Source organism: Ruegeria sp. CDSB086 (assembly GCF_059611065.1).
In genome coordinates this window covers 60,737-83,941 of record NZ_JBXWOV010000004.1, presented here as the reverse complement: position 1 = coordinate 83,941, position 23,205 = coordinate 60,737, and the positions used below count along the sequence as shown (strand labels likewise).

Genomic DNA, 23,205 nt, shown 5'->3' with positions numbered 1-23,205 from the left:
AACGATGCCCCTGAAATTGAAACACTCATCTTCATCCCCACTATAATACACGCAATGCGTGTATTATATAAGGTGCTGATTTCTTTTTTCGGGACCTATGGCACCAATGGCAGAGTGAGGCGGGTTAAGTAAGTCCGGAGCATCTGACCTAACCAGAAGGCGCAAAGACAAAAAAAGGCCCCGGTCAATCACCGGGGCCTTTCTGCATTCAAAGAGGGGCAGATTACTCTGCGCTTTCCTCTTTCTTTTCTTTCTTCTCGGGAACGATTTCTTCGCCAGTTTCCTGATCGACAACTTTCATCGACAGGCGGACCTTGCCGCGGTCGTCAAAGCCCAGCAGCTTAACTTTCACTTCCTGACCTTCCTTCAGAACGTCCGACGGATGGTTCAGGCGGCGGTTTTCGATCTGGGACACGTGCACCAGTCCGTCGCGCTTGCCAAAGAAGTTCACGAAGGCGCCGAAGTCGACGATCTTCACGACTTTACCAGTGTAGACCTGACCTTCTTCCGGCTCAGCGACGATCGAGTGGATCATCTCATAGGCCTTCTTGATCGATTCACCATCTGGCGAGGCGATCTTGATCACGCCCTCGTCGTTGATGTCGACCTTGGCACCCGACACTTCGACGATTTCGCGGATCACCTTACCGCCCGAACCGATCACTTCACGGATCTTGTCGGTCGGGATGTTCATGGTCTCGATGCGCGGGGCGTGGACCGAGAAATCGTTGGTCTCGGACAGGGCTTTGCCCATCTCACCCAGGATGTGCATCCGGCCGTCCTTGGCTTGTGCCAGGGCTTTCTCCATGATCTCGGGTGTGATGCCCGCGACCTTGATGTCCATCTGCAGCGAGGTGATGCCGTTTTCGGTACCTGCCACTTTGAAGTCCATGTCGCCCAGGTGGTCTTCGTCGCCCAGAATGTCCGACAGGATGGCGTAATCGCCGTCGTCTTCCAGGATCAGACCCATGGCCACACCGGCAACCGGTGCTTTTAGCGGAACACCCGCATCCATCATCGACAGCGAGCCGCCACAGACCGACGCCATCGAGCTGGAGCCGTTGGATTCAGTGATCTCCGACACGATACGGATCGTGTAGGGGAAGTCGGTTGCCGCAGGCAGAACTGCCTGCAGGGCGCGCCATGCCAGCTTGCCGTGGCCGATTTCGCGGCGGCCCGGGCCACCCACGCGGCCAACTTCACCAACCGAATACGGAGGGAAGTTGTAGTGCAGCAGGAAGTTCGATTTGAAGTTGCCATGCAGCGCGTCGATGAACTGTTCATCGTCACCGGTACCCAGCGTGGTCACGGCCAGCGCCTGCGTTTCACCACGGGTGAACAGGGCGGAACCGTGGGTCCGGGGCAGCATCGAGGTTTCTGCAACGATTCCACGGATATCGGTGGTCGAACGACCGTCGATCCGCTTGCCGCCTTTGACAACGTCGCCGCGCAGAATGCCAGCTTCCAGCTTTTTCATTGCCGAACCGAGGTTGCCGTCTTCCAGCTGCTCTTCGGTCAGCGCTGCTTTGATCGCGTCACGGGCAGCAGCAACAGCGGCGGTGCGCTCTTGCTTGTCGGTGATTGCGAAGGCGGCGCGCATCTGCTCTTCACCGGCAGCTTTGACAGCGGCGGACAGCTCGGAATAGTCGGGCGCCTGGAAGTCGAACGGCTCTTTCGCGGCGTCTTCGGCCAGCGCGATGATCAGGTCGATGACCGGCTGAATCTGCTCATGTGCGAATTTGACCGCACCCAGCATTTCGGCCTCGGACAGCTCATAGGCTTCCGACTCAACCATCATCACGGCGTCTTTGGTGCCGGCAACAACCAGATCCAGACGCTGTTCAGGGTTCAGGCGCAGGTCCTGCATGTCGTCAACGGTCGGGTTCAGAACGTATTCACCGTCCTCAAAACCAACGCGGGCACCGGCGATTGGACCCATGAACGGCGCGCCGGAAATAGTCAGCGCGGCCGAGGCAGCGATCATCGCAACCATGTCGGGGTCGTTGACCAGATCGTGGGACAGCACGGTGCACATCACCAGAACTTCGTTTTTGAAGCCGTCAACGAACAGCGGGCGGATCGGACGGTCGATCAGACGCGCAGTCAGTGTCTCTTTTTCGGTCGGGCGCGCCTCGCGCTTGAAGAAGCCACCCGGAACTTTGCCGGCGGCATAGTATTTTTCCTGATAATGGACGGTCAGAGGGAAAAAGTCCTGACCCGGTTTTTGCGCCCGCGCAAAGGTCACGTTCGCCATGACGCTGGTTTCGCCCAGTGTCGCGATCACGCTGCCGTCAGCCTGACGGGCAACTTTGCCGGTTTCCAGTGTGAGCGTCTCTTCGCCCCACTGCATAGATTTTTTCGTTACATCAAACATATGCGTATCCTAGATGGGAGCACTCCCGCCCCTGCGGGTCTCCCGTTTGCATGGCGACCCCATTGCCGCCGATCCCATTTTAGCTTTCGTCTGAGTGCCGGGATCAGGGCACAACGTCTCAGATACCGCGCGCATACATGAGATTGGGGCGGATTGAAAGAGGTCTCGCTTACAGCAGGGTTCCCGCCGGAATTCAGAAAGAACGCTCGCGCGACTTTCGCAACGCCCGCAAATCCGTTGCTGTTTCCAGATCCGGGGACGGGGCAGTCACGGCTACTGTGTCATCCCCTTCGAATTTCAAAAACGCCAGAGCACACACTGACCAGAGCCACGAATTCAGCCATAGCAAAGCCCCACCTGCGGCGGCTCCCCTAAGAATGATCTCAAGATCGAAATTTGGCAAACTCTGTGCCGTCAGGATCGAGACTACCGACATAAGGATCGGAAGCAGGGCGTAGAAAGCTGTGTAGAAGCCAAAATAGAGCTGCAGGAAGATCGAAACGAAGAAGACGCAGAACAGCGGTATGAAACTACGCCCCAGCCCATTGAAGAAGGCGTGGCTCGGCGCACGGCGCCCGGCGGATTGTGCGGCTCTGGCTATCGGTACGGCCATGATCGCGTAGAACGCAGCCCATACAAAGCACATCACGATCAGACTGCTACCTCCGGCAAGCAGGCCAAAAGCGCCCAGAGCCGGCTTGGGAACGTTCTGGAAAGCGGCCCAAGATATCGGTTCCCCGATCTGCCACAGGGCATATGCAATGCCCGATACAGCCACAATCAGTTTCAGAACCCATAGTACAGCAGCAAAAAACAACCCGTACATTACCGAATACAGGGCCATGGCCCTGTAATCCGTGTGTCGCTTATCCCCTTTCAGCGCAAGCGCTGTGCGAATTCCGAAAAGGGTGAAAAATGCGGTTGTGACCGGTCCGCTAATGTAATTGGCCATCCCGAGGGTGAAAATACCCAGAACCGTCCAAACAACAACTGAGGCGAGGCTAATCACAAGAACGGGGACGATCATGTGCAGCATCACCCGCATCGACAGTAGAAGAGAGTTGAAGATAAGCGTCATAGGGCAGGGCCTGTTAATATAGCGAAAGTATCAAAGCGCGAAAACTACCTGAAGGCGATTGGTTTGCAAGGGGTGAGTGCAACGCAATTGCATTCGCTAACAGGAATGCGTTTGGTGAAATTATGTCGTCAGTGTAAGCTGTTATCACGAAGCCCGCGGTCGAATTGACGGAGAAACGCCAAGGGACAAAATCTCGTTTCCGTCCGCTGGTCGAATACCTTGGCGTTTGCATTTAGCGAACAGAAGGGCAGACGAATGGCACAAACCAAGAAAATGCTGGATCCGGACCCCCGGATTTATGACTTCGAGACCGAATACGAGCTTGGGCAAGACAACGTCCGGCCATTCGGTCTGGACATCCACAACCCGGTCTTTTTGATCTCGAGTATCCTGATCTTCGCGTTCGTTCTGATCGCTTTGGCCAACCAAGAAGGTACCGCGGCACTGTTTGGCTGGCTACGACCATGGCTAACCAGCACGTTTGACTGGTTCCTGGTCCTGTCGGTCGACGCAATCACGTTGTTCTGTCTTGTTCTGATCGTGTTGCCGGTTGGCAAGGTGCGGATCGGTGGCAAGGACGCAAAGCCCGACTATTCCTATGCCGGATGGATTGCGATGATGTTCGCGGCTGGTATCGGCATCGGGCTGTTGTTCTTTGGAGTGATGGAGCCCGTCTATTACAATTTTGCCGAAGACGGCAACGCGGTGCCACTGGGCATCGACATCGCTGTTCCGGGCAATGAATATGCTGGAGTTGTCGGTACAATCCATCACTGGGGGCTGGAAGGGTGGGCGGTCTATGCCGCTGTTGGTCTAAGCCTGGCCATATTTGCCTATAACCTTGATCTGCCCCTGACCTTGCGTTCAGCCTTCTACCCGATCCTGGGCGAACGCGTCTGGGGTTGGTGGGGCCATATCATTGATACCTTGGCTGTGTTTGCGACGCTCTTTGGCCTGACCACCTCGCTGGGTCTTGGCGCGCAGCAGGTTGCGGCAGGGTTGAATGAGGTGTTCGGTATCGAACCCAGCCCAACCGTCACAGTTCTGCTGATTATCGGTATCACGTTGATTGCGTTGGGTTCGGTCCTGATGGGGATGGATGCTGGCGTCAAACGGTTGAGTGAAATCAACATGATCATGGCCGTTGGTCTGTTTGTCTTCGTGATCGTTGTTACCGGCGTCGGCACTGCTTTCGCACGGTATTTCAACGTGATGAAGGACTACGTGTGGCACCTGCCGGCATTGTCCAACCCGTTCGGACGTGAAGACACCAGCTATTTCCACGGCTGGACAACCTTCTACTGGGCTTGGTGGATCGCATGGTCACCTTTTGTGGGCATGTTCATCGCTCGCATCTCGAAGGGTCGCACAGTGCGCGAGTTCATTCTCTGCGCCCTTCTGGCACCGACGGCAGTCTGTGCCCTGTGGATGTCGACATTCGGTGGTGCTGCAATCGACATGCTGAACGCAGGCGGTGCCGAAGGTGTGCGTGCAACGGTGATCGACAGCTACGCACCTGAGGGCGCATTGTTTGGCTTCCTCAAGGAACTGCCCCTTTATGGCATTGTAGCGCCAATCGCGCTGGTCCTGATCGTGATTTTCTTCGTCACCTCGTCGGATTCCGGTTCACTGGTGATCGACACCATTACTGCGGGTGGCAAGATGGACGCCCCGGTTGTGCAGCGGGTGTTCTGGTGCACGCTTGAGGGTCTGGTCGCGATTGCACTGTTGCTTGGCGGCGGTCTTTCCGCCCTGCAAGGCGCTGCGGTCTCGACCGGTATCCCGTTCACGCTGGTGGTTCTAGTCATGTGCTACTGCTTGTGGCTGGCGCTGAAATCAGAACGGGCCAAGATGTAGGTTCTTGATCTGAGAACCTTTTGGCGTCCGCCTTTTGGCGGGCGCTTTTTTGTCACTGGACAACCAAAAAAGCCCGGAAACTTCGAGGCCAAATGGCACGAATCTGTGGCCCTGTCGCTTATGCTTTGTCGACATTCACGGCAGTTTCGAGCGCCTGATCAAGACTGTTCGCCACCTGATCCACATCGTCGAGCGACAAACAAAGTGGTGGCACCATCCGCAGGCACTGTTGAAACGGACCGGATTTGGACAGGATAATCCCTTGTGCGCGGCAGGCTTCGAAAACCTCTGTCGTCATGTCCTTGTCAGGCGTCTTGCTGTCCCGGTCTTTGACGAACTCCAGCGCAAGCATCAGGCCCTTCCCGCGAACATCGCCGATGACGTGATACTTGTCTTTCAAGCCGTGCAACCTTTCCAGCAAGGCGGTCCCCACTACGCGGGCGTTTTCCTGCAACCCTTCGTCCCGCATGACGGCAAGAACCGCACGGGCTGCCGCCGCCGAGGTCGGGTTGGCACCATAGGTGTGGAACATAAACCTCTCTGCCATGGGTTCGGCGATATGCTTCTTGGCCACAACTGCACCAATCGGAAAGCCATTTCCCAGACCCTTTGCCATGACCACAATGTCGGGAACGACGCCGTCCGCCTCGAACCCCCAGAAATTTTCGCCAGTGCGGCCAAAGCCCGATTGAACCTCGTCCGCGATATAAAGACCTCCTGCCGCGCGCACGCGCTCGGCGGCACCGGACATATAGCCGGGCGGCATTTCGATGATGCCACCATAACCCTGCACGCTTTCCACAAAGATACCTGCCACCTTGCCGGATGTGGCTGTTGCAATGGTGCGATCGATCTCATCCAGATAGGGCTGGGTTCCAGGTCCAAAGATGCCGCGGTATTGATTGGGTTCGGGCACAAAGGCCACGTTGCCGGGCATGCCCGGGTGGCGCCAGCCCGAGATGCCGGTGATCGACTGCGCTGCTGCCGTTGGTCCGTGATAGGCGGTACGCAGCGCAAGTAAATCCAGATTGCCTGTGTAAGTGCGCGCCATGGTCATCGCCAGATCAACCGCTTCGGATCCGGAGTTGGTCAGATGCACCACCCAGTCATTTCCTTTGGGCATCGTCGCAGCCAATTCTTCGGCCAGATGCGCAGGTGTCGGGTGGTAGAACATTGTCGTGCAATGGGTCAGTTCCTGCGCCTGTGCTGTTGCCGCCGCCACCACGCGCGGATGCGAGTGCCCGACCGAGATACAGACATTCATGCCCAGCAGATCGGTGTATTTCCGCCCCTCCGTATCCCAAAGGTATTGGCCCTGACCTTTCTTGAAAACGATCGGTTCGCGAAACGGCGTGAACCGCGTCAGCGAGGCGGCATAGTACTGGTCCCGTCGCGCGGCGGTGTTCGAGAAGTCCCAGTCGGTATGAAGGGGATGGTTGGTCATTTGGAACCTCCGGTTTTCGGGCGTGAGTTTTCGGGGTCAAAGGGGGCCTCAGGCAGGATCGTTGCCGCACGATGCTGGCCCAGTATTGAGATGGTCAGCCCGTCTCGCGCAGTCGGGTCGCGCAGATAGGCCAAAGCCAGAACCTTACCGGTCCGGTGGCCATAGGCACCCGAGGTGGCGATGCCGACAGGCAGACCGTCTTTCCAGACCGTGTGCGCGCAGAACGGATCTATCTCACCGGCGTCGACCTCAATCAGCACCATTTCCCATGCGTTGTCCCTTGCTAGTTCGTCGCGTAGGTCCTTGCGGACAAATGGGGTCAGACCTGCCTCAAATGGGCTGCGTTCGGTCGTCAGATCACTGCCCCAACCGCGATAGCCTTTTTCAAGACGCATGGAGTTTGCAGCATAGGCCCCGTAGAATTCCAGACCATGAGGTTTGGCGATCTCTTCAAGCGTCATGAAAAGTTGCACGGCATGTTCTTTAGCCACGTGCAGTTCCCAACCGCATTCGCCCAGATAGGACACTCGCAAGGCGCGCAGGGGAAACCCCGCTACATGGATCTCTTGCGCGGTGAGCCATGGCAAATGGTTCAACTCAGGCAACACATCGGCGGATTTGGGCCCCATGACGCCGATAACTGCCAGATTCTCAGAGACGTTTCGGATGGTGACGTCAAAGCCTTTGGCAACCTGTGTCAGAAGATCATGATCGATCTGCTCGGCCGCGGCGGCGCTGGTCAGATAGGCGTGATCCTCGGCCAAGCGGGTGACGGTGAATTCCGACAATACGCCGCCTGCAGGGGTCAGCGCATGGGTCAGGCCGATCCGGCCCGGCGGGATCGCGCGGTTCGCGCCCAATGCTTGTAGGAAGGCCGCGACATCGGGGCCGGTGACGTCGAATTTCGAAAACACCGACAAGTCGGCCATGGCGACGCGATTGTGCGCGGCCTCGACCTCTTGCGCCACGGGTTCGAACCAATTGGCGCGGCGGAAAGTTTCATCGGCGATTGCTCCGGGCGTGTTTGAGAACCAATTTGGACGCTCCCACCCATAAACCGCGCCCATCACCGCGCCACGTTTGACCATCAGGTCGTGCAGCGGGGACAGCCGCAGGCCGCGCCCTGCGGGCCGTTCCTCATGCGGATAGTGCACGCCGAATTGCAGGCCGAAACACTCGACGGCTTTGGCAACCCGATAATCACGATCTGCCCAGGACCCAAAGCGGCGCGAGTCCACCGCCAGCGCATCCATCGGCGGCGCGCCGTGGGTCATCCAATGGGCCAGGAACCAACCTGCGCCACCACCTTCCATCACCCCCATGGACGAGCCGGTTAAAATCCAGGCGTTTTCCAGCCCGTGTGCAGGTCCGATCAATGGATTTGCATCCGGGGTGAAGGTAATCGGCCCGTTGATCACCGATTTTACACCACCGGTTTCCAGCGCCGGTATTCGTTCCATTGCGGCCATGATGATGTGTTCCACACTGTCCAGATCCGGCGGCATCAGGTTCGCGCCAAACTCGGGTGGCACACCATCAACGGACCAGACCTTGGCGTCCTTTTCATAAGGCCCCAGGATCAGCCCATCGCGTTCCTGCCGCACATACCAGCTTTCTTCAGGGTCGCGAATGATCGGCAGTTCGGGCAGACCCTCTTTGATCCGGGACGATACGGCCGCCACCGTGTCCGTCACCAAGTATTGGTGCAGCACCGGAACAGACGGGATGTTGAGTCCCATCATTTGCCCGATTTCCCAGCCCCAGGTGCCTGCGGCGTTGACCACGTGGGTGGTTTCTACGATCTCTTTCGCAGTCTCGATCCGCCAATGATCCTGCTGACGCTCAATCGCGGTGACTGCGCAATTGCGTATGATCCGAGCCCCGCCACGCCGGGCAACCTCAGCCATTGCGTGGGTCGCCAGCGTAGGGTCTACATGGCCGTCATCAGGTTCATAAATCCCGCCGATCAGCCCATCCAGTTTGGCCAGAGGGAAGATCTCGGCGATCCGATCGGGCGTCAGGACCTCCAGCGGGTAGCCGGTGAATTCGGACAGACCGGCCACATGGCGGAACTCATCCATTCGGTCGGGGTTGCGGGTAATCCGCATCGCGCCAGAGCGGTGAAAGCCGCAATCGCGTCCGGTTTCCCGCGGAAGTATATCGCGGTAAAGCCGAACAGAGGTGGCGCGCAATTCCTGAATGGTGGGATTATGCGCGAAATGGGTGCACAGTCCCGCCGCGTGCCATGTCGAACCATGGGTCAGGTCGTTTTTCTCGACCAGCAGAACATCGGACCAGCCCGCCTTGATCAGGTGATACATCAGCGACACGCCCATCGCGCCGCCACCGATGATGACAACCTGCGCCTTGATCATGCGCGCATCCTTTCGCCTGAGGGATCAAAGGGCGGACGTCGCAAGGGCTGCGCCAGATAGTCCTGCCCAGCAACCCGAACCGCGAAATTTCGATCGCATATCTGGGTCAACGTCTCGCCCGATTGGACCGCGACCATGGCAAAACACAGGTTCAGCCCCGTACGCGGCCCGCGCCCGCCCGAGGTTGTGAGCCCGACATGGATGCCGTTCTCGAACACCGGTTCGTCATGCAACATCAGGGCATTGCCGTGAACCTGCAGAAGGATCAGGCGCTGTTGCAAGCCGTTGGACTTTTGCTGTTCCAGCGCCGCTTTGCCCTGAAACTCCTTGGACCAGTCGATGGTGAACCCCAGACCGGCTTCCAGCGGAGTGATCTTGGGGCCAAGTTCATGCCCCCAGTGTTTGAAGCCCTTCTCCAACCGGCAGGCATCCACCGCATAGTGGCCCAGCGGGCGCGCGCCTGCCCCGTGCAGTGCAGCGAACAGTTGAGCGGCCTGAGCGTTGGGCATGGTCAATTCCCAGCCCAACTCTCCGACAAAGCTTACGCGCGTGGCGCGGCAAGTAATGCCTGCCAGTTTGACGGTGGCGGCATGGCCAAATGCCATTTCTGGAAGGCTGCCAAGACCCTGTAGCAGCGTCCGACTGCCACCTCCCATTACACCGATTGTGCAGAATGCTTCGGTCAAATCCTTTACAGACACATCGCCCTTCAAATGCCTGCGCAGGAACACCCGATCGCGCATCCGCGTGGCGGCACCTGAGGTCAGATGAAACGCATCCCTACCCAACCGCGTGATGGTCACATCCATTTCGATCCCACCGCGCGCGTTAAGTATCTGCGTATAGACAGCCCGACCAATGGGCACGTCCATCTGCGCGGTTGTCAGGTGGTTCAATGTCTTCAGAGCATCCGGCCCGGTGATTTCCAGTTTGGTAAACGGGCTTAGGTCAATCAGCGCAGTGCCCTGATCCAAGACCGCCGCTTCGGCCTCAACCAGCGGCCACCACCCCTGATCTGTTGTTGAATAGGGCTGTGCCGGTCCGTAATACAGCCCGCGTTCCCAACTGGCCGTCAGGCCAAAATGCGCCCCAGCCTCAGCCCAGAAATCGTGCAGTGCTGTGGTGCGCAGACCTCGGCCGGCGTTGGGCTGTTTATATGGCCAATGCAAAGCGAAAAGATCCGCGACGGCCTCTTCCATACGGTCGGCCATATGTTTGGCGCTGGCTGTGTGCGGGTCGACCCGGACGACATCGACCTCCCAAATGTCCATCGGGGGGTGGCCGTCGACCATCCAATCCGCCAGCGCCCGCCCAATCCCCGCCGAAGACATGACCCCGACCGAGTTCATACCCGCAGCCACAAACAATCCATCGACCGTGGTTTCACCAACAAGCGGCCTTGTGTCCGCGGTAAAGCTTTCCGGGCCATTCATGAAATGCTGAATGCCGACCTTTTCAAGGCTGGGGCATAGCTCTAATGCGGCCTCCATGAAAGGGGCAAATTGATCCCAATCCTCAGCCAGTTCAAGAAAGGGTCGGTCGCCTTCGGGGCCATAAGCGTCCCAGCATTTGGCGTTGGGTTCAAAGCCGCCGATCACAAGCTTGCCCGCATCGCCCTTGATGTAGATGCCACGGTCCAGATCTCGGATTACCGGGAACGGGTTGGGCAGGTCGGGCATGGGTTCGGTGACAACATACATGTGCTCGACCGCCTGTAACGGAAGCGCGACGCCAACATTGGCGGCCAGCTCACGTGACCAAGCGCCGGTGGCAAGAACGACCTGATCGGCGTCTAGTTTCGTCCCATCGGTCAGGGTTACACCCGTGATCCGCTGACCCTTTTTCCGCAGGGACTGAACCCCGGTGTGTTCGCGGATTGAAACGCCACGATCCCGTGCACCTTTGGCGTATGCCATGCACAAATCGACCGGATTCACATTGGCATCTTCCTGCACATGCAGCGCGCCGACATGGTTCTTCAGATCAAGGTGTGACAGGGGCACGTCCGAGGCCTCGATCATGTGTGGGGTCAGTCCCAGCGTCTGGCCCAGATCCGCAATCCGGCGCAGCTCGTCCAGGCGGGCAGGGTCGCGGGCCAGCCAATAGCCAGAGGTTTGGCGATATCCAGTGGACATGCCAGTCTCGGCCTCAAGGGTAGGAAAAACCTCAAGTGCGGCCATTGCCAATCGGGTCATGTTTGGCGTTGCGCGCAGCGGGCCGACAATCCCCGCCGCATGCCAGGACGTGCCCGAGGTCAGCTGATTGCGCTCCAGAACAGTGACGTCAGTCGAGCCGCGTTTGGCCAGGTGGTAGGCCAGGCTCAGACCAATAGCGCCACCTCCGATGATCAAGATACGGCTCATCAGAAGTAATCCTGATCTGGCTTCTCGGCCTTACGCTGCGCGATATAGTCGTGCAGCGCGGCGTCGATGTTGGAGTCGAGGCCGGGGTCTTGATATGCGTCAAGCCGCTCTTTCCAGATTGCATTGGAGCGGGCTGCGGCATCCAACTCTCCGGCCGCGTGCCATTGTTCGAATGAATTGTCATCCGGGGTCCAGGGCCGGAACAATGCGGACATGAAATTGGCCTGCGTATGCTCAGAGCCCAGAAAATGCCGCCCCGGTCCGGTCGCGGCAATTGCCTCCATCGCCTGAGCGTTCTCGCTCATGTCGATTCCATCGAAGAACCGTCCGACTTTGCCGCACAGATCATGATCCAAGATCGTTTTTTCGAACGAGGTCACCAACCCACCTTCGAGCCATCCCGTGGCGTGGTTGATCAGATTGGCGCCTGCGAACATCGACATCATAAGGCCCCATGTAGCCTCTTGCTGGCTCTGGGCGTCCGGAACTTTTGAGGCGCTGAGCGTGCCAACCGTGTGCAGCGGCACCCCCAGCCTGCGGGCAAGCTGACCGGCCGCCAAAACCATCAACCCGGCTTCGGGCGTACCAAAAGTGGGTGCCCCGGACTTCATCGACATGGTTGAGGCAAAACTGCCCATCATGCAGGGTGCCCCGGGGTTTATCAGTTGGGTCAGCGTCATCGCTGCCATGGTCTCGGCCAACACCTGAGCCAACGTTCCTGCCACGGTGGACGGCGACATGGCCCCGGTTAGAACCCAGGGGGTGCAAGCGACCGGTTGCCCGGCCCGGGCATAGGTTTTCAACGCGCCCGACATGTGACTGTCCATCACCAACGGCGCGTTTGTATTCGAGACACAATACAGGACGGCGTTTTCCGCCACGAAATCATCACCGAACACAATCCGTGCCATGTCGATTGCGTGGCCCGCGCGTTCGGCCCCGATAAAGGCCCCCATAAAGGCGCGGTCAGAGTGGCGAATATGACCATAAAGCATGTCGAGATGGCGTTTGTTGGCCGGTAAATCCACCGGTTCGCAGACCACGCCGCCCGAATGGTGCAGCCAGGGCAGGCTGTGATGCAGCTTGACCAGATCGACGAAGTCCTGATGCGAGGCATAGCGCCGCCCGCGGTCCAGATCGTGCACAAAGGGCGGACCCCAGGCCGGGCATAGCACGCTGGCGTTGCCGCCCAGCTGAACGTTGTTGGCCGGGTTTCGTGCATGTTGAACGAACTGAGCTGGCGCGGTTGCCATGATCGTTTTGCGGCAGAACCCCGGCGCGAACCGAACTCGAGAGCCGTCGACGTCACAGCCTTCATCGGCAAAAATGCTCAGGATTTCCGGGTCGTCCTGAAACTCCATCCCGGTTTCAGAAAGGATGGTATCTGCATTGGCCTCGATCTGTTGCAGGCCAGCCTCGCTGAGGACATTGAAGGTCGAAAGTTTGCGCAGAATGAACGGCGCGCGCGCCTCGGGAAGAGTGCGAGATCCAGCGGCCCTGCGGCGTCGAGATGAGCGCGAACGTGTCATGGTCAAAGCGTTGACCGAGTGCTTGACGTAAACCAAGAAAATTCCAACAGTATAAAAGTTATTTATACTAAGGATGAGCAATGCTGGATCATCGTAAACTCTCACCAAGTCTGATGCGTTCACTTGAGGTTTTCGTCGCCGTTGCGGAAACGGGTCAGATGCGGGCGGGCGCAAAACTTCTGAATCTGTCGCAGCCAGCAGCGTCCCAGCACGTCACAGCGTTGGAAAGGGCCTTCGGCACTGTGCTCCTGGATCGCAGTACACGTCCGGCACGGCTGACCTATGCGGGTGCGCGTTTGCATGGAAAAGCGCAGAAGATTCTGGATGCACTTTCCGACATGGAAACGGAACTGCGCCACGTTGGCCAGAAATCCCTGACGCTGCTGCGAGTCGGCATTCAAGCCTCAATCGCCACAACGCTGACGCCCTCTTTGGTCGATTTTGCGCAGCGTGAGTTCAACGTCGAAGATATCACCTTGCACGCCGGTCAAAGCGGTAACCATGAACACCTGCTGCGGACGAAACAAGCGGACCTCGCGATCACATCTAACCCGTTTCTGGATATGGATGGTCTGGAGCGTCATCACGTTCTGACCGAACGATACCTTCTGGTCCTGCCAGAAACATATGACGGCCCGACGGACAGCCTGGAGGCGATCCAAACGCGGCTTCCTCTGGTGCGGTTCGGAGATACAACCAACGCGGGCCGCCAGATTGCGCAGCATCTGCGCCGATTGCGGTTTGAGCCCGACAAGGTCATCCAGGCGGACCGCTCCAGCATGGTTACGTCCTGTGTTTCCGCAGGTCAGGGGTTCAGCCTTTTGACGCCAACATTGCTGATCGATGGTTTGGTCGAGAATATGAGTCTGCAGTTGAAAGATCTTCCGGTCTCGGGCCTTTCACGCACTTTGACAGTTGTCGCCAGAAAGGAAGAGCTTCAGAGTTTTCCGGAGGCGCTTGCAGACATGTCCAGGCAGAAATTGGTGCAGCGCATCACCGGCCACATGGGCGACATCGGAGCCAAAAGCGTAGAGTACGATATGGTTTAGCGCGCCGTCACAAGCTGAACAGTGCGGGGAACTTCGGGCTAAGTTTTAGCCCAAAGTCGCTACCTGTTGATGAACTTCGACAACATTGCCTTCGGGGTCGCGAAAGAACACTTGGTGCCACTCTTTCGAAAAGGCTGTGCCATAGTCCGAATAAGGAACCGCGTTTTCATCAAGTATCCTCAAGACCGCGGCAAGATCATCCGTTCGGAACGCAATGTGTCCGCGGCTCACTGGATTGATGACCTGATCATTTTTGAAAGCGACGTCAAAGTCCCGTTCCGCAAGGTGCATCTGCATGCTGCCGTCCGTTGCAAAGCGGATTTGGCCGTCATAACCCGAGTCTTCGGTTGCTTCAGAGCGCGGGAAATTATGCTGCGGAATATCACCCAAACCCAAGACGTTTGTATAAAAGTCGTGTAGGCGGTCAACGTCGTCTGCCACCAGGTTAATATGATGAAATTCCAGCTTCATTTGGTTCCATTTTACTTGTCGTCACACACTGGATGTGTGTTTGGGGGACTGAGGTATTGAGCAGCTGTTGATCAGGTCCCGGGATAGTGCCGACAGAGTTTGTGAACTGCAAGCCGGATTGAGCCCCACCATACCGCTACTCCGAGCGCGCGTTCCCTGATCCAACAAAAAACGCCCGCCAATTAGGGCGGGCGTCCGAAATCCAAAAGCGGTAAGATCCGAAATTAACGACGGATGCCCAGCTTTTTGATCAGGTCCTGATAGCGCGCTTCTTCTTTGCCCTTCAGGTAGTCCAGCAGCTTACGGCGCTGGGCGACCATTTTCAGCAGACCACGACGACCGTGGTTGTCTTTTTTGTGGGTCTTGAAGTGCTCGGTCAGGGTGGTGATGCGCGAGGTCAGGATGGCAACCTGGACTTCTGGCGAACCGGTGTCGCCGTCCTTGGTGCCGAATTCTTTCATGACGCGTGCTTTTTCAGCGGCAGTAATCGACATCGGGGTCTCCTTTAAAAGGTTAGAGTTGATGGCGCAGGCCGGGATGTCGTCCAGCACAGGCCCATGGAGAAAACCGCACCGATTCCGATGCGGATGGGCGCGTATAAGCGGATTTCAGGCAAATGGCAAAGGGATTCTATTGCTTCAACTCAGCGCATTGAGCTGCGGCAGTTCCTGACCGTTGATCAATTGGATATCGTCCAGGGTCAACCCTTTGGCACCCAGCAGTTGGGCGACGTCTTGTCCGTCGACCATGACACGGGTCAGGTTTTCGTTTTCAGTGTCTGTTTCAATGTTGATCTCCGGATCTTCCTCGCCTTCCCACGAGATCAACAGCTTGTCCTGCCCGGGTTCAAAATCCATGACCTTGACGGCATCGTCGTCATCCTCGGGGTTCAGGTGGATGCTGTCGGCGCCTTCGCCTCCGGTCACGATATCACCGCTATGGGCAGCAATAATGTCGTCGCCGGCACCGCCATTCAGAAAATCCACGGAGTCTTCGTTTTCGCCATCCTCACCGGTCAGCACGTCGTCACCGTCGCCGCCAAACAAGACGTCTTCACCTGCGCCACCAGCAAGCTCATCGTCGCCATAGCCCCCATGCAGCGCATCGGCGCCCGCGCCTCCGGTCAGCGTGTCGTTGTCCTGACCGCCGTACAGGTCGTCATCCCCATCGCCACCGTCCAGCCTGTCGTCGCCGAAATGACCAAAAAGCTTGTCGTCGCCATCCTCACCGGACAGGACGTCATCGTTACCTTCGCCATGCAAAACATCATCGCCTTCGCCGCCCTGGATTGTATCAACGCCATCGCCGCCATGCAGGGTGTCATCGCCCATGCCCCCCAGCACAGTGTCGTCGCCACCGTAGCCGTTGATCAGGTCGTCGCCATCTTGCCCGGTCAGAATGTTTGTGTCGTCGTCCCCGGCCACAACCAAATCGCCTTCGAATTCCGAGACTGTGGTCCCGGTCGAGGGCTCTTCGACTTCGTCGATGTTTTCACCAATCTCAAGATACCTGCCGTCAGAGACCTCTTGCGGTTCATCTTCGATGATCTCGTCTTCTTCGGTGTCGTCGTCAGCCTCGATAATACCGCCCATCGCATAGGCTGCTCCGCCCATTGCGGCCAGGCTCAGCAATCCGAACAGAAACATGGCAACCCTCCGAGAACGCACTGCTCCGAGGGTGAAATATCCCATGTGATCAGTCAGTTGGTCAAAGCCAAGCTGAACTTGTGGTTAACCGTCGGTCACCACGGTTCGGGCTGTTGGGTATAGGCGATGTAAAGCGGGTGCTTGGGGTGTCCGGCCTTGGTCAGCCCCAAATGAAACAGTTGCTGACCGGTGCCGCGCAGCAGCGTCTCAACCGCCGGGCCGCGGTCCAGATGTGCACCATGGGTGCCCCATGCGGCGATGACCTGATCGGCCCATTGAACACCATCCAATATGGCCGCGTCGTTCTCGGGTCCTACCGGGTCGGCAGCAGCGCGCATCTTGCGCGGGTCGGTGTCGCGCCAGGCAAAGATGTTGGTTACCTGAAATGCTCCGAACCCCAGCGCCCGCGCGCGGCGTTCGCAACGTTCCACCGTCGGGTCGTTCTGAACCTCGGTCGCGGTAGACGGGTTCAGCATCACGAACAGCGCTTTGCGCCCCGCAGGATCCCAGATGCGGGTCAGGCTATAGCGATATTTCTCGCAGTCGGAATAGATGGCGGTCGAGGGCGCGTCGCCCTTGGTGTGGAAACGGGTAATCATGCCCTTCGCCTAGCACGTGGCTTAGGTAACGAACACCCGGCTGGGGTGCAATTCGCCCGATTTGTAGATCCCCACCGCCACGGCCTTGCCGTCCAGCGAAGCCCAGGCTTCATCGCCGTATTCCACGTCCGAGGCCAGAACCATGCCCGGATTTCCGTTGCGTAGGCGGGTTGCGCCTTCGGGTGTGCATTTCAATTCAGGCAGACCGGCGAGGCCGGTTTCCAGCGGGTGCAGGTAGTCGTCCAGTGCGGTTGTCTTGGCCATTTCATCGATCTGTTCGATGCTCAACCCGTCTTCAACCTCGAACGGGCCGGACCAGACGCGGCGCAGTTCCCGGACGTGTCCGTGGCACCCCAGCGCTGCGCCCAGATCGCGGGCGATTGAGCGGACATAGCCGCCCTTGCCGCAGGTCATTTCCAACGTCACGTGGTCTTCGTCGGGGCGGTCGACCAAAATCAGTTCCTCGACCCATAGCGGTCGCGCGGCCAATTCCACATCTTCGCCATCGCGTGCCAGCTTATAGGCGCGCTGGCCGTCGATTTTCACGGCCGAGAACTTGGGCGGGACCTGCATGGTATCACCCAGAAACGGGGCCAGCGCCTGTTTGATATCGTCATCCGAAGGGCGCGCGTCGCTTTGTGCGATCACTTCGCCCTCGGCATCGTCGGTGTTGGTCGCCTGACCCAAACGGACGGTGAAGGTGTAGGCCTTCAGCGCATCGGTGATGTAGGGAACGGTCTTGGTCGCCTCACCCAAAGCCACGGCCAGAACGCCGGTTGCTTCGGGGTCAAGCGTGCCTGCATGGCCCGCTTTCTTGGCATCCATCGCCCACCTAACCTTGTTGACCACAGCGGTCGAGGTCATGCCCGCGGGCTTGTCCACCACCAGCCAACCGGAAATGTCGCGACCCTTGCGTTTGCGTCCCATTCTACACCCTGAATCTTACCGAGGCGCGCGACCTAACGGATCGTTCTGCCACTGTCAATTTCAGGGCGTATCTTCGACAACACCTACAATAGGGCCAAGCGAAAACCCGACATCCGACCGATTGCCCGCGCGTTCATACATACGAGAGATATTGCCGTCGAAGAACAGGGCATTCGGCGTTTCAAGGACATCGCGGAACAGGCTGCCGAATTCGTGGAAGGTGACATAGTCATCCGAGATCGCGAATACTGCCCGTGTCCCATCCGCGCTTGTACCAACGCCGTTGCGCACGTAGCGCGAGGTCGAATCGGGCAGGAATCGCGGGTGCAATTCCCCGTCGATGACCAGCATAGGACCGGATTGCGTGGCGAAACGGCACTGCGGGGCCTGATCCACATAATCCAATGTCTCAAACACGTCGGCGCGGCCTTCGCGGATGCAAAACACTCCGTTCGGCAACAAACCGAAATTGCCCGGCCCGGCATTGGGGATCACCCGCATCTGTTCCTGGCCGCCTTCGACATAATGCCCGACGGGCGAGCGGTCGTCATGATACATGCCCGCGTTCATGGCAAATGCCAGACGCTTTCCCTGTAGGGCCAGGGTCTCGTTCACCGATGAGAAATGGCCCAGCACCTTACCGTCTTCATCATTGAGGAAGAGGCGCAACTCTTCGCTGGCGGCATCCACCTCGCAGATGGTGTACCGCTTGTCCTCATGGGTCACCTTCTCGCATGTGACCGCTGAGGCCTGCGCGGCCCAGAAGACCGCGCCCAAAATGACAAATGCGCGGATCACTCGTCCAGATCGCGGCGCACCGCGTCCTGATCGAACATGCGGCGCGTGTCATCCATTCGGTCAAAGGTGTCATCCAGCCGGAACCGCAGATCGGGTGAGAATTTCAGACCGACCTTCTTGCCGACCGCCCGCCGCAATTCACCCTTGTTGCGGGCCAGCAGCGCGATCACATCCTCCTGCCCCTTGCCGCCCAAGGGCAACACATAGGCGGTGGCGATCTTCAGATCGGGCGAGGTGCGCACCTCACCCACGGTGATTGACATGCGGTTCAGGTCGGGGTCGTGGACATCTCCGCGCGCCAGAACCTCGGACAGGGTGCGGCGGATCAGTTCGCCGACACGGAGCTGTCGTTGGGACGGGCCGGGGCCATCGTGGAATTTGTTCTTTGCCATATCCCCGATCTAAGCCCAAAGCAGGGCTTTGCCAAGCGGGCGCGAACGGGGTAGGAGGCTTTGAGCCGAATTCAACAAAAGGACCAGCGCAATGACCCATATTCCGGGGATCGTCATCACAGGGGCTTCGGGCCGTATGGGGCAGATGCTGATCAAGACCGTCACCGACAGCGATCAGGCGCGTTTGGTTGGTGTTGTTGAGCGGACCGGCCATGACTGGATCGGTCAGGATGTGGGCGAGGCGATGGGCGGTCAGGCGCTGGGCGTCAACGTCACAGACGACCCGCTAGAGGCGTTTTCGCAGGCGCAGGCGGTGATCGATTTCACGGCGCCCGAGGCGACGCTGGAGTTTGCGGCACTGGCCGCGCAGGCACGGTGCGTCCACGTGATTGGTACCACTGGCATGTCGGATGAGCAGATCGCAGCGCTGGAACCGGCCTCTCGCCATGCGGTCATCGTGCGGGCAGGGAATATGAGCCTTGGCGTCAACCTGCTGGTGCAGCTGACCAAAAAGGTCGCCGCAGCGCTGGATGAAGATTTCGACATCGAGATCATCGAAGGGCACCATCACCACAAAGTCGACGCGCCCTCGGGTACAGCACTGATGCTGGGCGAGGCCGCCGCCGAAGGGCGCAGGGTTGATCTGGCCGATGTGTCCGATCGGGGCCGCGACGGAATTACCGGCGCGCGCAAGCGGGGCGATATCGGGTTCCATGCCATTCGCGGCGGTGACATCGTGGGCGAACACGACGTGCTGTTCGCAGCCCCCGGAGAACGCATCGTCCTGCGCCATCTGGCCACCGACCGCACCATCTTTGCCCGCGGCGCTTTGAAGGCGGCCCTATGGGGACAGGGCAAAGCGCCCGGTCAGTATGACATGGTGGATGTATTGGGGCTGTAAGGGATCCTATCTGAACGCGGCGATTCCCGGCGGTTCTGCATGTCCCAAGTCAATATGCGCGAACAGAGCATCCAAACGCTGGTCCCATGTCGGGAACTGACCTGTCAACGCATAGGTCAGACGCTCTGCTCCGATTGATATGCCTAACGGTGCGGCCTCGCCGCCGATGATGATCTCTCCGATTTCGGTCCAGTTGGCAGATGGTGGATAGGATTCGGGTGCGGGTTCAGTTTGATTGCCGACGCGGTAATAAACGCCCATCGTGACCAGGTAATCCTCGCCAAACGGATCGGGAAAGAAATAACCAGAGGCGTCGCGGGCGGCCAATGCCTCGGCCTCATCGCGCAGCAGGACCTTTTGCGAAAACGGCAAGTTCATCCCATCTAGAACCGGGCGCACGTCATCGGCCTGAGGCACGCTGACAAAAGCAATGCGGGAAGGGTCAAGGCTGAACTCTTCAGTCAGAAGACGCACCATAAGTTCCGTGGTGTCACGCCCGCTGACCGCACCTTCTGGATGGCAGCCAACCTCGTGAAACAGGGGCAGGACATCGGGGCGGTTTTTTTCTTCCACATCTGCGACGCGAGCCAGCGGTTGTATGACGAAAGCGTTTGGTTGCAATTTCTTTTGCTCGAAATCGTGCCGCAGCCCGCCATTATAGTCGACGTTCCCGGTGACAATCGAAAAAGGTTGTGACTCGGAAAACCCGAGCTTGGCGAACGCGGCTTTGAGACCAGCCAGTGTTTCGGCGAACTTTGCCTCGAACGCCTCATTCTGGCCAGTTGCGCCGACAGCAAATCGCGACAGCGCCGCACTCGCGGTGGCTGCGGTGCCTAGTTGTACCAATTTCCGACGGTTCAATCCCATCTGCGCCTCCCTTATGCACACACAGGGTGAGTATCGCAGAAGTTTGCGGCAAAGGTTAAGGGAATCTGAAAAGCGCCGCCCGGAAGAGACAGGTTTGGCTACAGATCGCGTATCTTGTCCGCGCGCAAGGGGCAGGCAAGGTAAACGCCGAACTCTTTGCCGATATCGGCGCTGACCCGGGCGTGCACCCGGCCCTGCCGATCAAGGAAGCGTTGGTTGTCTTCGACGGGGAATATCCCTTCGTGCCAGATGCCGGGATGAATATAGAGGCCACGCGTGCCGTCACACCAGAATGCGACCACCTTTTCTGGCGTCAGGTTGTCGCCGGGCAGGGCGACAGGCACGATGAAGGGCTTGTTGTCCAGCGGCCAGAACATCTGCCCGCCATCGGGGTGGTAGTTCATGTGCCACAGTAGAACCTGATCGCGCGGTGCCGTCTGCAGGTCGGTCTGCGCCTGTTGTGGATCAGCGGACCAACCCAGAACATAGTGGCCTTTGACGGCCTCGTTCTCACCATAAAGCACGTCACCCTGCCAATCGCATTTGAACGTACCTTCGACCCAGCCGCCCTCGTCGCCGGTGCCTTCGTCAATCTGGCGCCAGCCCTGTTGGGGCCAGCGAGCTATTTCAATCTCGAAGGTATCGGGGTCATCAACCAGACAGCCATAGCCTTTGACCGACGTGTCCGTGGCCCGGATCAGCGGAACCTCGTGCCAGGGAAGGGACGGTTTTGAACTGGCCTCGAAGATATATTCAGGCGCGCTCATGATGTGCCCAGATGCCTGTCGACCATGCGCTGTACCATCGGTGCGAAATGGGTGAAATCCGGCGTGTCCATGTCAGCCCGCTTGCCCGCCTCGTCCAGATAGCGCACCTGAACGATCTCTTTCAGGTTCGGATTACTTTCGAACTCTGCGACCTCTTCAGCGCTCATCGGCCCGCCCTGTAATTCAAGCGTATGGACCGAGGCGGTGGAGAGACGGTTGAAATATTCCGGTTTGGTGGCGCAGAGATACCGCTTGGCTGCCACGTGATAGCGGCAGCAATCGGTGATAACCGAGGGGAAGAACTGTTCCAGCACCTCAGCGCCTGCATCCTCGTGATGACGGTCCTCGGTGTCATCTGGGTGATAAGTGCCGAACTCGGAGGTGAAATGGCCGATATCGTGCAGCAATGCGCCAACGATGATTTCCTCGGGCTGGCCGTTCTGCTCGGCGATCGTGGCACCTTGCAACATGTGTTCAGCCATGGTGACGGGCTCACCCAGATATTCCTCACCGCCGCGGCGGTCGAAGATATCGCCGATGAAGGCCACGATATTGTCCCGGCTCAGGGTCGAGAAATCGGGCTTCATTCTGCGGCCTCCGGTTGGCTCATCTCCATCGCGGCCAATGTGGACAGCAACCCGTCTTTGTCGGCGTAACAGCCCTGTAACCAGCGTGACCCCGCACCGGAATAGCCCAGACGCGCGTGCAGCACGCGGGTGTTGTCGACGATGAAACTCTCGCCTGGTTCCAGTTTGAACGACACGCCCATGGCAGGGTCGTCGATGATCTCGCCCAATTGGCGATAGGCGGCGTAATAGGCCTCCATCTGGTCGAACGGCACGTCGACGAACGGCGCGGATGAGCGGTTGTTGAACCGGATACCGACCAATTCTCCATCCGGTGACAGCTCAATCATCGGGCGGCGTGACCGTAGGCAGATACCGTCCGAGCCCTTGTATTCGAACCGGGCGGGGTAGCCTGCCAGCAAGGCAAAACCTTCCGGGTTCTGTTCGTGCAGTTTTTCAGCAGCGCGGAAGCCGTCAACCACGATGGAATCACCACCCTCGGCGCTGTTTTCCAGGCAATACAGAATTTGCAGCGTCGGAACCGGATCACGATAGGGGTTGTCGGTATGCGCCTGCAGACCAAGGCCTGTATAGGCGAGGTTGGTCGGGTTCACCTCGGTTCGGACCTCAAAATAGGGGCCATAGTTGGTTTCGCGCACATAGCCGAACAGATCGGCGACTTTCAGCAAGGATTCCGGTTCGGTCGGGCCGCCGGTCAGCTTGGCAAAGCCGTATTCGGCCACCGCAGCTAGCCATCCGCGTTTGGCGCTGGGATTGGCGTGGACCTCATCCCAATCAGCGCTGGGCGCGTCGATGCCGCGTCCCCAGGTGGTGATGTCGGGAGCCGTCCGACCCATGGGGCGGTTTTGATCGCGGTCATAGCCGTGCTCGGCCAGCCAGTCGGCGGGAAAGGTGACGGTCTTGCCTTCTGGCTGAAAGGTGACTGTCAGATCACCATTGCTGATTTCGGCGGCGCTGACCGAAATGTCTGAGGGGATATCACCGATGGTGATCAGACGTTGGCCATTGCCGGGCGCGCGCGTTTCGGGGTCCAGCGCGTTGTCGCGTAGCCAGATGGCGTGAAAGCGAGCTTTGGTGCCGGTGTCGAACTCAACGGTCACGACCAAGGTGTCATGGGTGGCAGAGCGCAGCATGGGGGGTCTCCTGTTCAGCGCGGGCTTTGGTTGAGGAGATACGCCTCT

General features: G+C 58.6%; 20 protein-coding genes. 3 read left to right on the top strand and 17 right to left on the bottom strand.

Going from position 1 to position 23,205, the window contains the following annotated elements; translation table 11 throughout:
• Positions 1 to 223 precede the first annotated feature (223 nt).
• Both pnp and AC2FIO_RS09575 read right to left on the bottom strand, forming a co-directional pair.
• Entirely contained in the window at positions 224 to 2,374 is a 2,151-nt protein-coding gene (gene pnp, locus AC2FIO_RS09580) for a polyribonucleotide nucleotidyltransferase (RefSeq protein WP_496697217.1), read from the bottom strand.
• A 193-nt stretch (positions 2,375 to 2,567) separates the two neighbouring features.
• Positions 2,568 to 3,452 (bottom strand): hypothetical protein, encoded by an 885-nt coding sequence (locus tag AC2FIO_RS09575; RefSeq protein WP_496697215.1) that lies wholly within the window; start codon positions 3,450 to 3,452, stop codon positions 2,568 to 2,570.
• A gap of 255 nt (positions 3,453 to 3,707) precedes the next feature.
• Here AC2FIO_RS09575 and AC2FIO_RS09570 point away from each other — a divergent pair, with 255 nt between their 5' ends.
• Positions 3,708 to 5,309, top strand: a complete 1,602-nt coding sequence (locus AC2FIO_RS09570; protein ID WP_496697213.1) for a BCCT family transporter — start codon at positions 3,708 to 3,710, stop codon at positions 5,307 to 5,309.
• 118 nt (positions 5,310 to 5,427) lie between these two features.
• On the opposite strand, the gene AC2FIO_RS09565 is transcribed toward AC2FIO_RS09570, so the two are convergent.
• From AC2FIO_RS09565 to AC2FIO_RS09550, 4 genes are read right to left on the bottom strand one after another with little or no spacing between them, the layout of a single operon-like run.
• The gene (locus tag AC2FIO_RS09565; protein ID WP_496697211.1) at positions 5,428 to 6,753 is read right to left on the bottom strand and encodes an aspartate aminotransferase family protein; all 1,326 of its coding nucleotides are present in this window, start codon (positions 6,751 to 6,753) and stop codon (positions 5,428 to 5,430) included.
• Positions 6,750 to 9,128, bottom strand: coding sequence for a GcvT family protein (locus AC2FIO_RS09560; protein WP_496697209.1), 2,379 nt, complete (start codon positions 9,126 to 9,128; stop codon positions 6,750 to 6,752). Before AC2FIO_RS09560 ends, AC2FIO_RS09565 begins: the two co-directional genes overlap by 4 nt.
• A complete protein-coding gene (locus AC2FIO_RS09555) occupies positions 9,125 to 11,491 on the bottom strand; it encodes a GcvT family protein (protein WP_496697208.1) in 2,367 nt (788 codons plus the stop codon). The genes AC2FIO_RS09560 and AC2FIO_RS09555 overlap by 4 nt, the downstream gene beginning before the upstream one ends.
• Positions 11,491 to 13,020: a trimethylamine methyltransferase family protein gene (locus tag AC2FIO_RS09550; RefSeq protein ID WP_496697206.1), complete on the bottom strand. Its 1,530-nt coding sequence runs from the start codon at positions 13,018 to 13,020 to the stop codon at positions 11,491 to 11,493. The genes AC2FIO_RS09555 and AC2FIO_RS09550 overlap by 1 nt, the downstream gene beginning before the upstream one ends.
• An 80-nt stretch (positions 13,021 to 13,100) precedes the next feature.
• On the opposite strand from AC2FIO_RS09550, the gene AC2FIO_RS09545 reads away from it, so the two are divergent.
• Complete coding sequence (locus tag AC2FIO_RS09545) at positions 13,101 to 14,069, top strand: LysR family transcriptional regulator (RefSeq protein ID WP_496697204.1); 969 nt, start codon at positions 13,101 to 13,103, stop codon at positions 14,067 to 14,069.
• Between the two features lie 45 nt (positions 14,070 to 14,114).
• Here AC2FIO_RS09545 and AC2FIO_RS09540 read toward each other — a convergent pair whose 3' ends face one another.
• From AC2FIO_RS09540 to rbfA, 7 genes are all read right to left on the bottom strand, one after another.
• Positions 14,115 to 14,540, bottom strand: coding sequence for a VOC family protein (locus AC2FIO_RS09540; RefSeq protein WP_282152321.1), 426 nt, complete (start codon positions 14,538 to 14,540; stop codon positions 14,115 to 14,117).
• Between the two features lie 224 nt (positions 14,541 to 14,764).
• Entirely contained in the window at positions 14,765 to 15,034 is a 270-nt protein-coding gene (gene rpsO / locus AC2FIO_RS09535; protein WP_039543122.1) for a 30S ribosomal protein S15, read from the bottom strand.
• A 144-nt stretch (positions 15,035 to 15,178) separates the two neighbouring features.
• Positions 15,179 to 16,186, bottom strand: coding sequence for a calcium-binding protein (locus AC2FIO_RS09530; RefSeq protein WP_496697201.1), 1,008 nt, complete (start codon positions 16,184 to 16,186; stop codon positions 15,179 to 15,181).
• 95 nt (positions 16,187 to 16,281) lie between these two features.
• Positions 16,282 to 16,785 carry a DUF1643 domain-containing protein gene (locus AC2FIO_RS09525; protein ID WP_496697199.1) on the bottom strand — a complete coding sequence of 168 codons (504 nt, stop codon included), beginning with the start codon at positions 16,783 to 16,785 and terminating at the stop codon, positions 16,282 to 16,284.
• 21 nt (positions 16,786 to 16,806) lie between these two features.
• Positions 16,807 to 17,712, bottom strand: a complete 906-nt coding sequence (truB, locus tag AC2FIO_RS09520; protein ID WP_496697197.1) for a tRNA pseudouridine(55) synthase TruB — start codon at positions 17,710 to 17,712, stop codon at positions 16,807 to 16,809.
• A gap of 60 nt (positions 17,713 to 17,772) precedes the next feature.
• Positions 17,773 to 18,510 carry a phosphodiester glycosidase family protein gene (locus AC2FIO_RS09515; RefSeq protein ID WP_496697196.1) on the bottom strand — a complete coding sequence of 246 codons (738 nt, stop codon included), beginning with the start codon at positions 18,508 to 18,510 and terminating at the stop codon, positions 17,773 to 17,775.
• The gene (gene rbfA / locus AC2FIO_RS09510; RefSeq protein ID WP_058274960.1) at positions 18,507 to 18,902 is read right to left on the bottom strand and encodes a 30S ribosome-binding factor RbfA; all 396 of its coding nucleotides are present in this window, start codon (positions 18,900 to 18,902) and stop codon (positions 18,507 to 18,509) included. The genes AC2FIO_RS09515 and rbfA overlap by 4 nt, the downstream gene beginning before the upstream one ends.
• Before the next feature lie 91 nt (positions 18,903 to 18,993).
• On the opposite strand from rbfA, the gene dapB reads away from it, so the two are divergent.
• A complete protein-coding gene (gene dapB / locus AC2FIO_RS09505) occupies positions 18,994 to 19,803 on the top strand; it encodes a 4-hydroxy-tetrahydrodipicolinate reductase (protein ID WP_496697194.1) in 810 nt (269 codons plus the stop codon).
• A 6-nt stretch (positions 19,804 to 19,809) separates the two neighbouring features.
• Here the strand turns inward: dapB and AC2FIO_RS09500 are convergent, their stop codons facing one another.
• From AC2FIO_RS09500 to tmpA, 4 genes are all read right to left on the bottom strand, one after another.
• Positions 19,810 to 20,670 carry a hypothetical protein gene (locus AC2FIO_RS09500; RefSeq protein WP_496697192.1) on the bottom strand — a complete coding sequence of 287 codons (861 nt, stop codon included), beginning with the start codon at positions 20,668 to 20,670 and terminating at the stop codon, positions 19,810 to 19,812.
• A 98-nt stretch (positions 20,671 to 20,768) separates the two neighbouring features.
• A complete protein-coding gene (locus tag AC2FIO_RS09495; protein WP_109313582.1) occupies positions 20,769 to 21,437 on the bottom strand; it encodes an ureidoglycolate lyase in 669 nt (222 codons plus the stop codon).
• Complete coding sequence (gene tmpB / locus AC2FIO_RS09490; RefSeq protein ID WP_282170215.1) at positions 21,434 to 22,024, bottom strand: (R)-1-hydroxy-2-trimethylaminoethylphosphonate oxygenase; 591 nt, start codon at positions 22,022 to 22,024, stop codon at positions 21,434 to 21,436. Before tmpB ends, AC2FIO_RS09495 begins: the two co-directional genes overlap by 4 nt.
• Positions 22,021 to 23,157: a 2-trimethylaminoethylphosphonate dioxygenase gene (gene tmpA / locus AC2FIO_RS09485; RefSeq protein WP_496697190.1), complete on the bottom strand. Its 1,137-nt coding sequence runs from the start codon at positions 23,155 to 23,157 to the stop codon at positions 22,021 to 22,023. Before tmpA ends, tmpB begins: the two co-directional genes overlap by 4 nt.
• Between the last annotated feature and the right edge of the window lie 48 nt (positions 23,158 to 23,205).

What these genes read in the sequence shown, in the direction of transcription:
- AC2FIO_RS09575 (WP_496697215.1), bottom strand. Translation starts at nt 3,452, where the DNA reads ATGACGCTTATCTTCAACTCTCTTCTACTGTCGATGCGGGTGATGCTG.
- tmpA (WP_496697190.1), bottom strand. Translation starts at nt 23,157, where the DNA reads ATGCTGCGCTCTGCCACCCATGACACCTTGGTCGTGACCGTTGAGTTC.
- tmpB (WP_282170215.1), bottom strand. Translation starts at nt 22,024, where the DNA reads ATGAAGCCCGATTTCTCGACCCTGAGCCGGGACAATATCGTGGCCTTC.
- AC2FIO_RS09545 (WP_496697204.1), top strand. Translation starts at nt 13,101, where the DNA reads ATGCTGGATCATCGTAAACTCTCACCAAGTCTGATGCGTTCACTTGAG.
- AC2FIO_RS09565 (WP_496697211.1), bottom strand. Translation starts at nt 6,753, where the DNA reads ATGACCAACCATCCCCTTCATACCGACTGGGACTTCTCGAACACCGCC.
- AC2FIO_RS09525 (WP_496697199.1), bottom strand. Translation starts at nt 16,785, where the DNA reads ATGATTACCCGTTTCCACACCAAGGGCGACGCGCCCTCGACCGCCATC.
- AC2FIO_RS09540 (WP_282152321.1), bottom strand. Translation starts at nt 14,540, where the DNA reads ATGAAGCTGGAATTTCATCATATTAACCTGGTGGCAGACGACGTTGAC.
- pnp (WP_496697217.1), bottom strand. Translation starts at nt 2,374, where the DNA reads ATGTTTGATGTAACGAAAAAATCTATGCAGTGGGGCGAAGAGACGCTC.
- rpsO (WP_039543122.1), bottom strand. Translation starts at nt 15,034, where the DNA reads ATGTCGATTACTGCCGCTGAAAAAGCACGCGTCATGAAAGAATTCGGC.
- AC2FIO_RS09530 (WP_496697201.1), bottom strand. Translation starts at nt 16,186, where the DNA reads ATGTTTCTGTTCGGATTGCTGAGCCTGGCCGCAATGGGCGGAGCAGCC.
- AC2FIO_RS09570 (WP_496697213.1), top strand. Translation starts at nt 3,708, where the DNA reads ATGGCACAAACCAAGAAAATGCTGGATCCGGACCCCCGGATTTATGAC.
- AC2FIO_RS09560 (WP_496697209.1), bottom strand. Translation starts at nt 9,128, where the DNA reads ATGATCAAGGCGCAGGTTGTCATCATCGGTGGCGGCGCGATGGGCGTG.
- AC2FIO_RS09550 (WP_496697206.1), bottom strand. Translation starts at nt 13,020, where the DNA reads ATGACACGTTCGCGCTCATCTCGACGCCGCAGGGCCGCTGGATCTCGC.
- dapB (WP_496697194.1), top strand. Translation starts at nt 18,994, where the DNA reads ATGACCCATATTCCGGGGATCGTCATCACAGGGGCTTCGGGCCGTATG.
- AC2FIO_RS09555 (WP_496697208.1), bottom strand. Translation starts at nt 11,491, where the DNA reads ATGAGCCGTATCTTGATCATCGGAGGTGGCGCTATTGGTCTGAGCCTG.
- AC2FIO_RS09500 (WP_496697192.1), bottom strand. Translation starts at nt 20,670, where the DNA reads ATGGGATTGAACCGTCGGAAATTGGTACAACTAGGCACCGCAGCCACC.
- truB (WP_496697197.1), bottom strand. Translation starts at nt 17,712, where the DNA reads ATGGGACGCAAACGCAAGGGTCGCGACATTTCCGGTTGGCTGGTGGTG.
- AC2FIO_RS09495 (WP_109313582.1), bottom strand. Translation starts at nt 21,437, where the DNA reads ATGAGCGCGCCTGAATATATCTTCGAGGCCAGTTCAAAACCGTCCCTT.
- rbfA (WP_058274960.1), bottom strand. Translation starts at nt 18,902, where the DNA reads ATGGCAAAGAACAAATTCCACGATGGCCCCGGCCCGTCCCAACGACAG.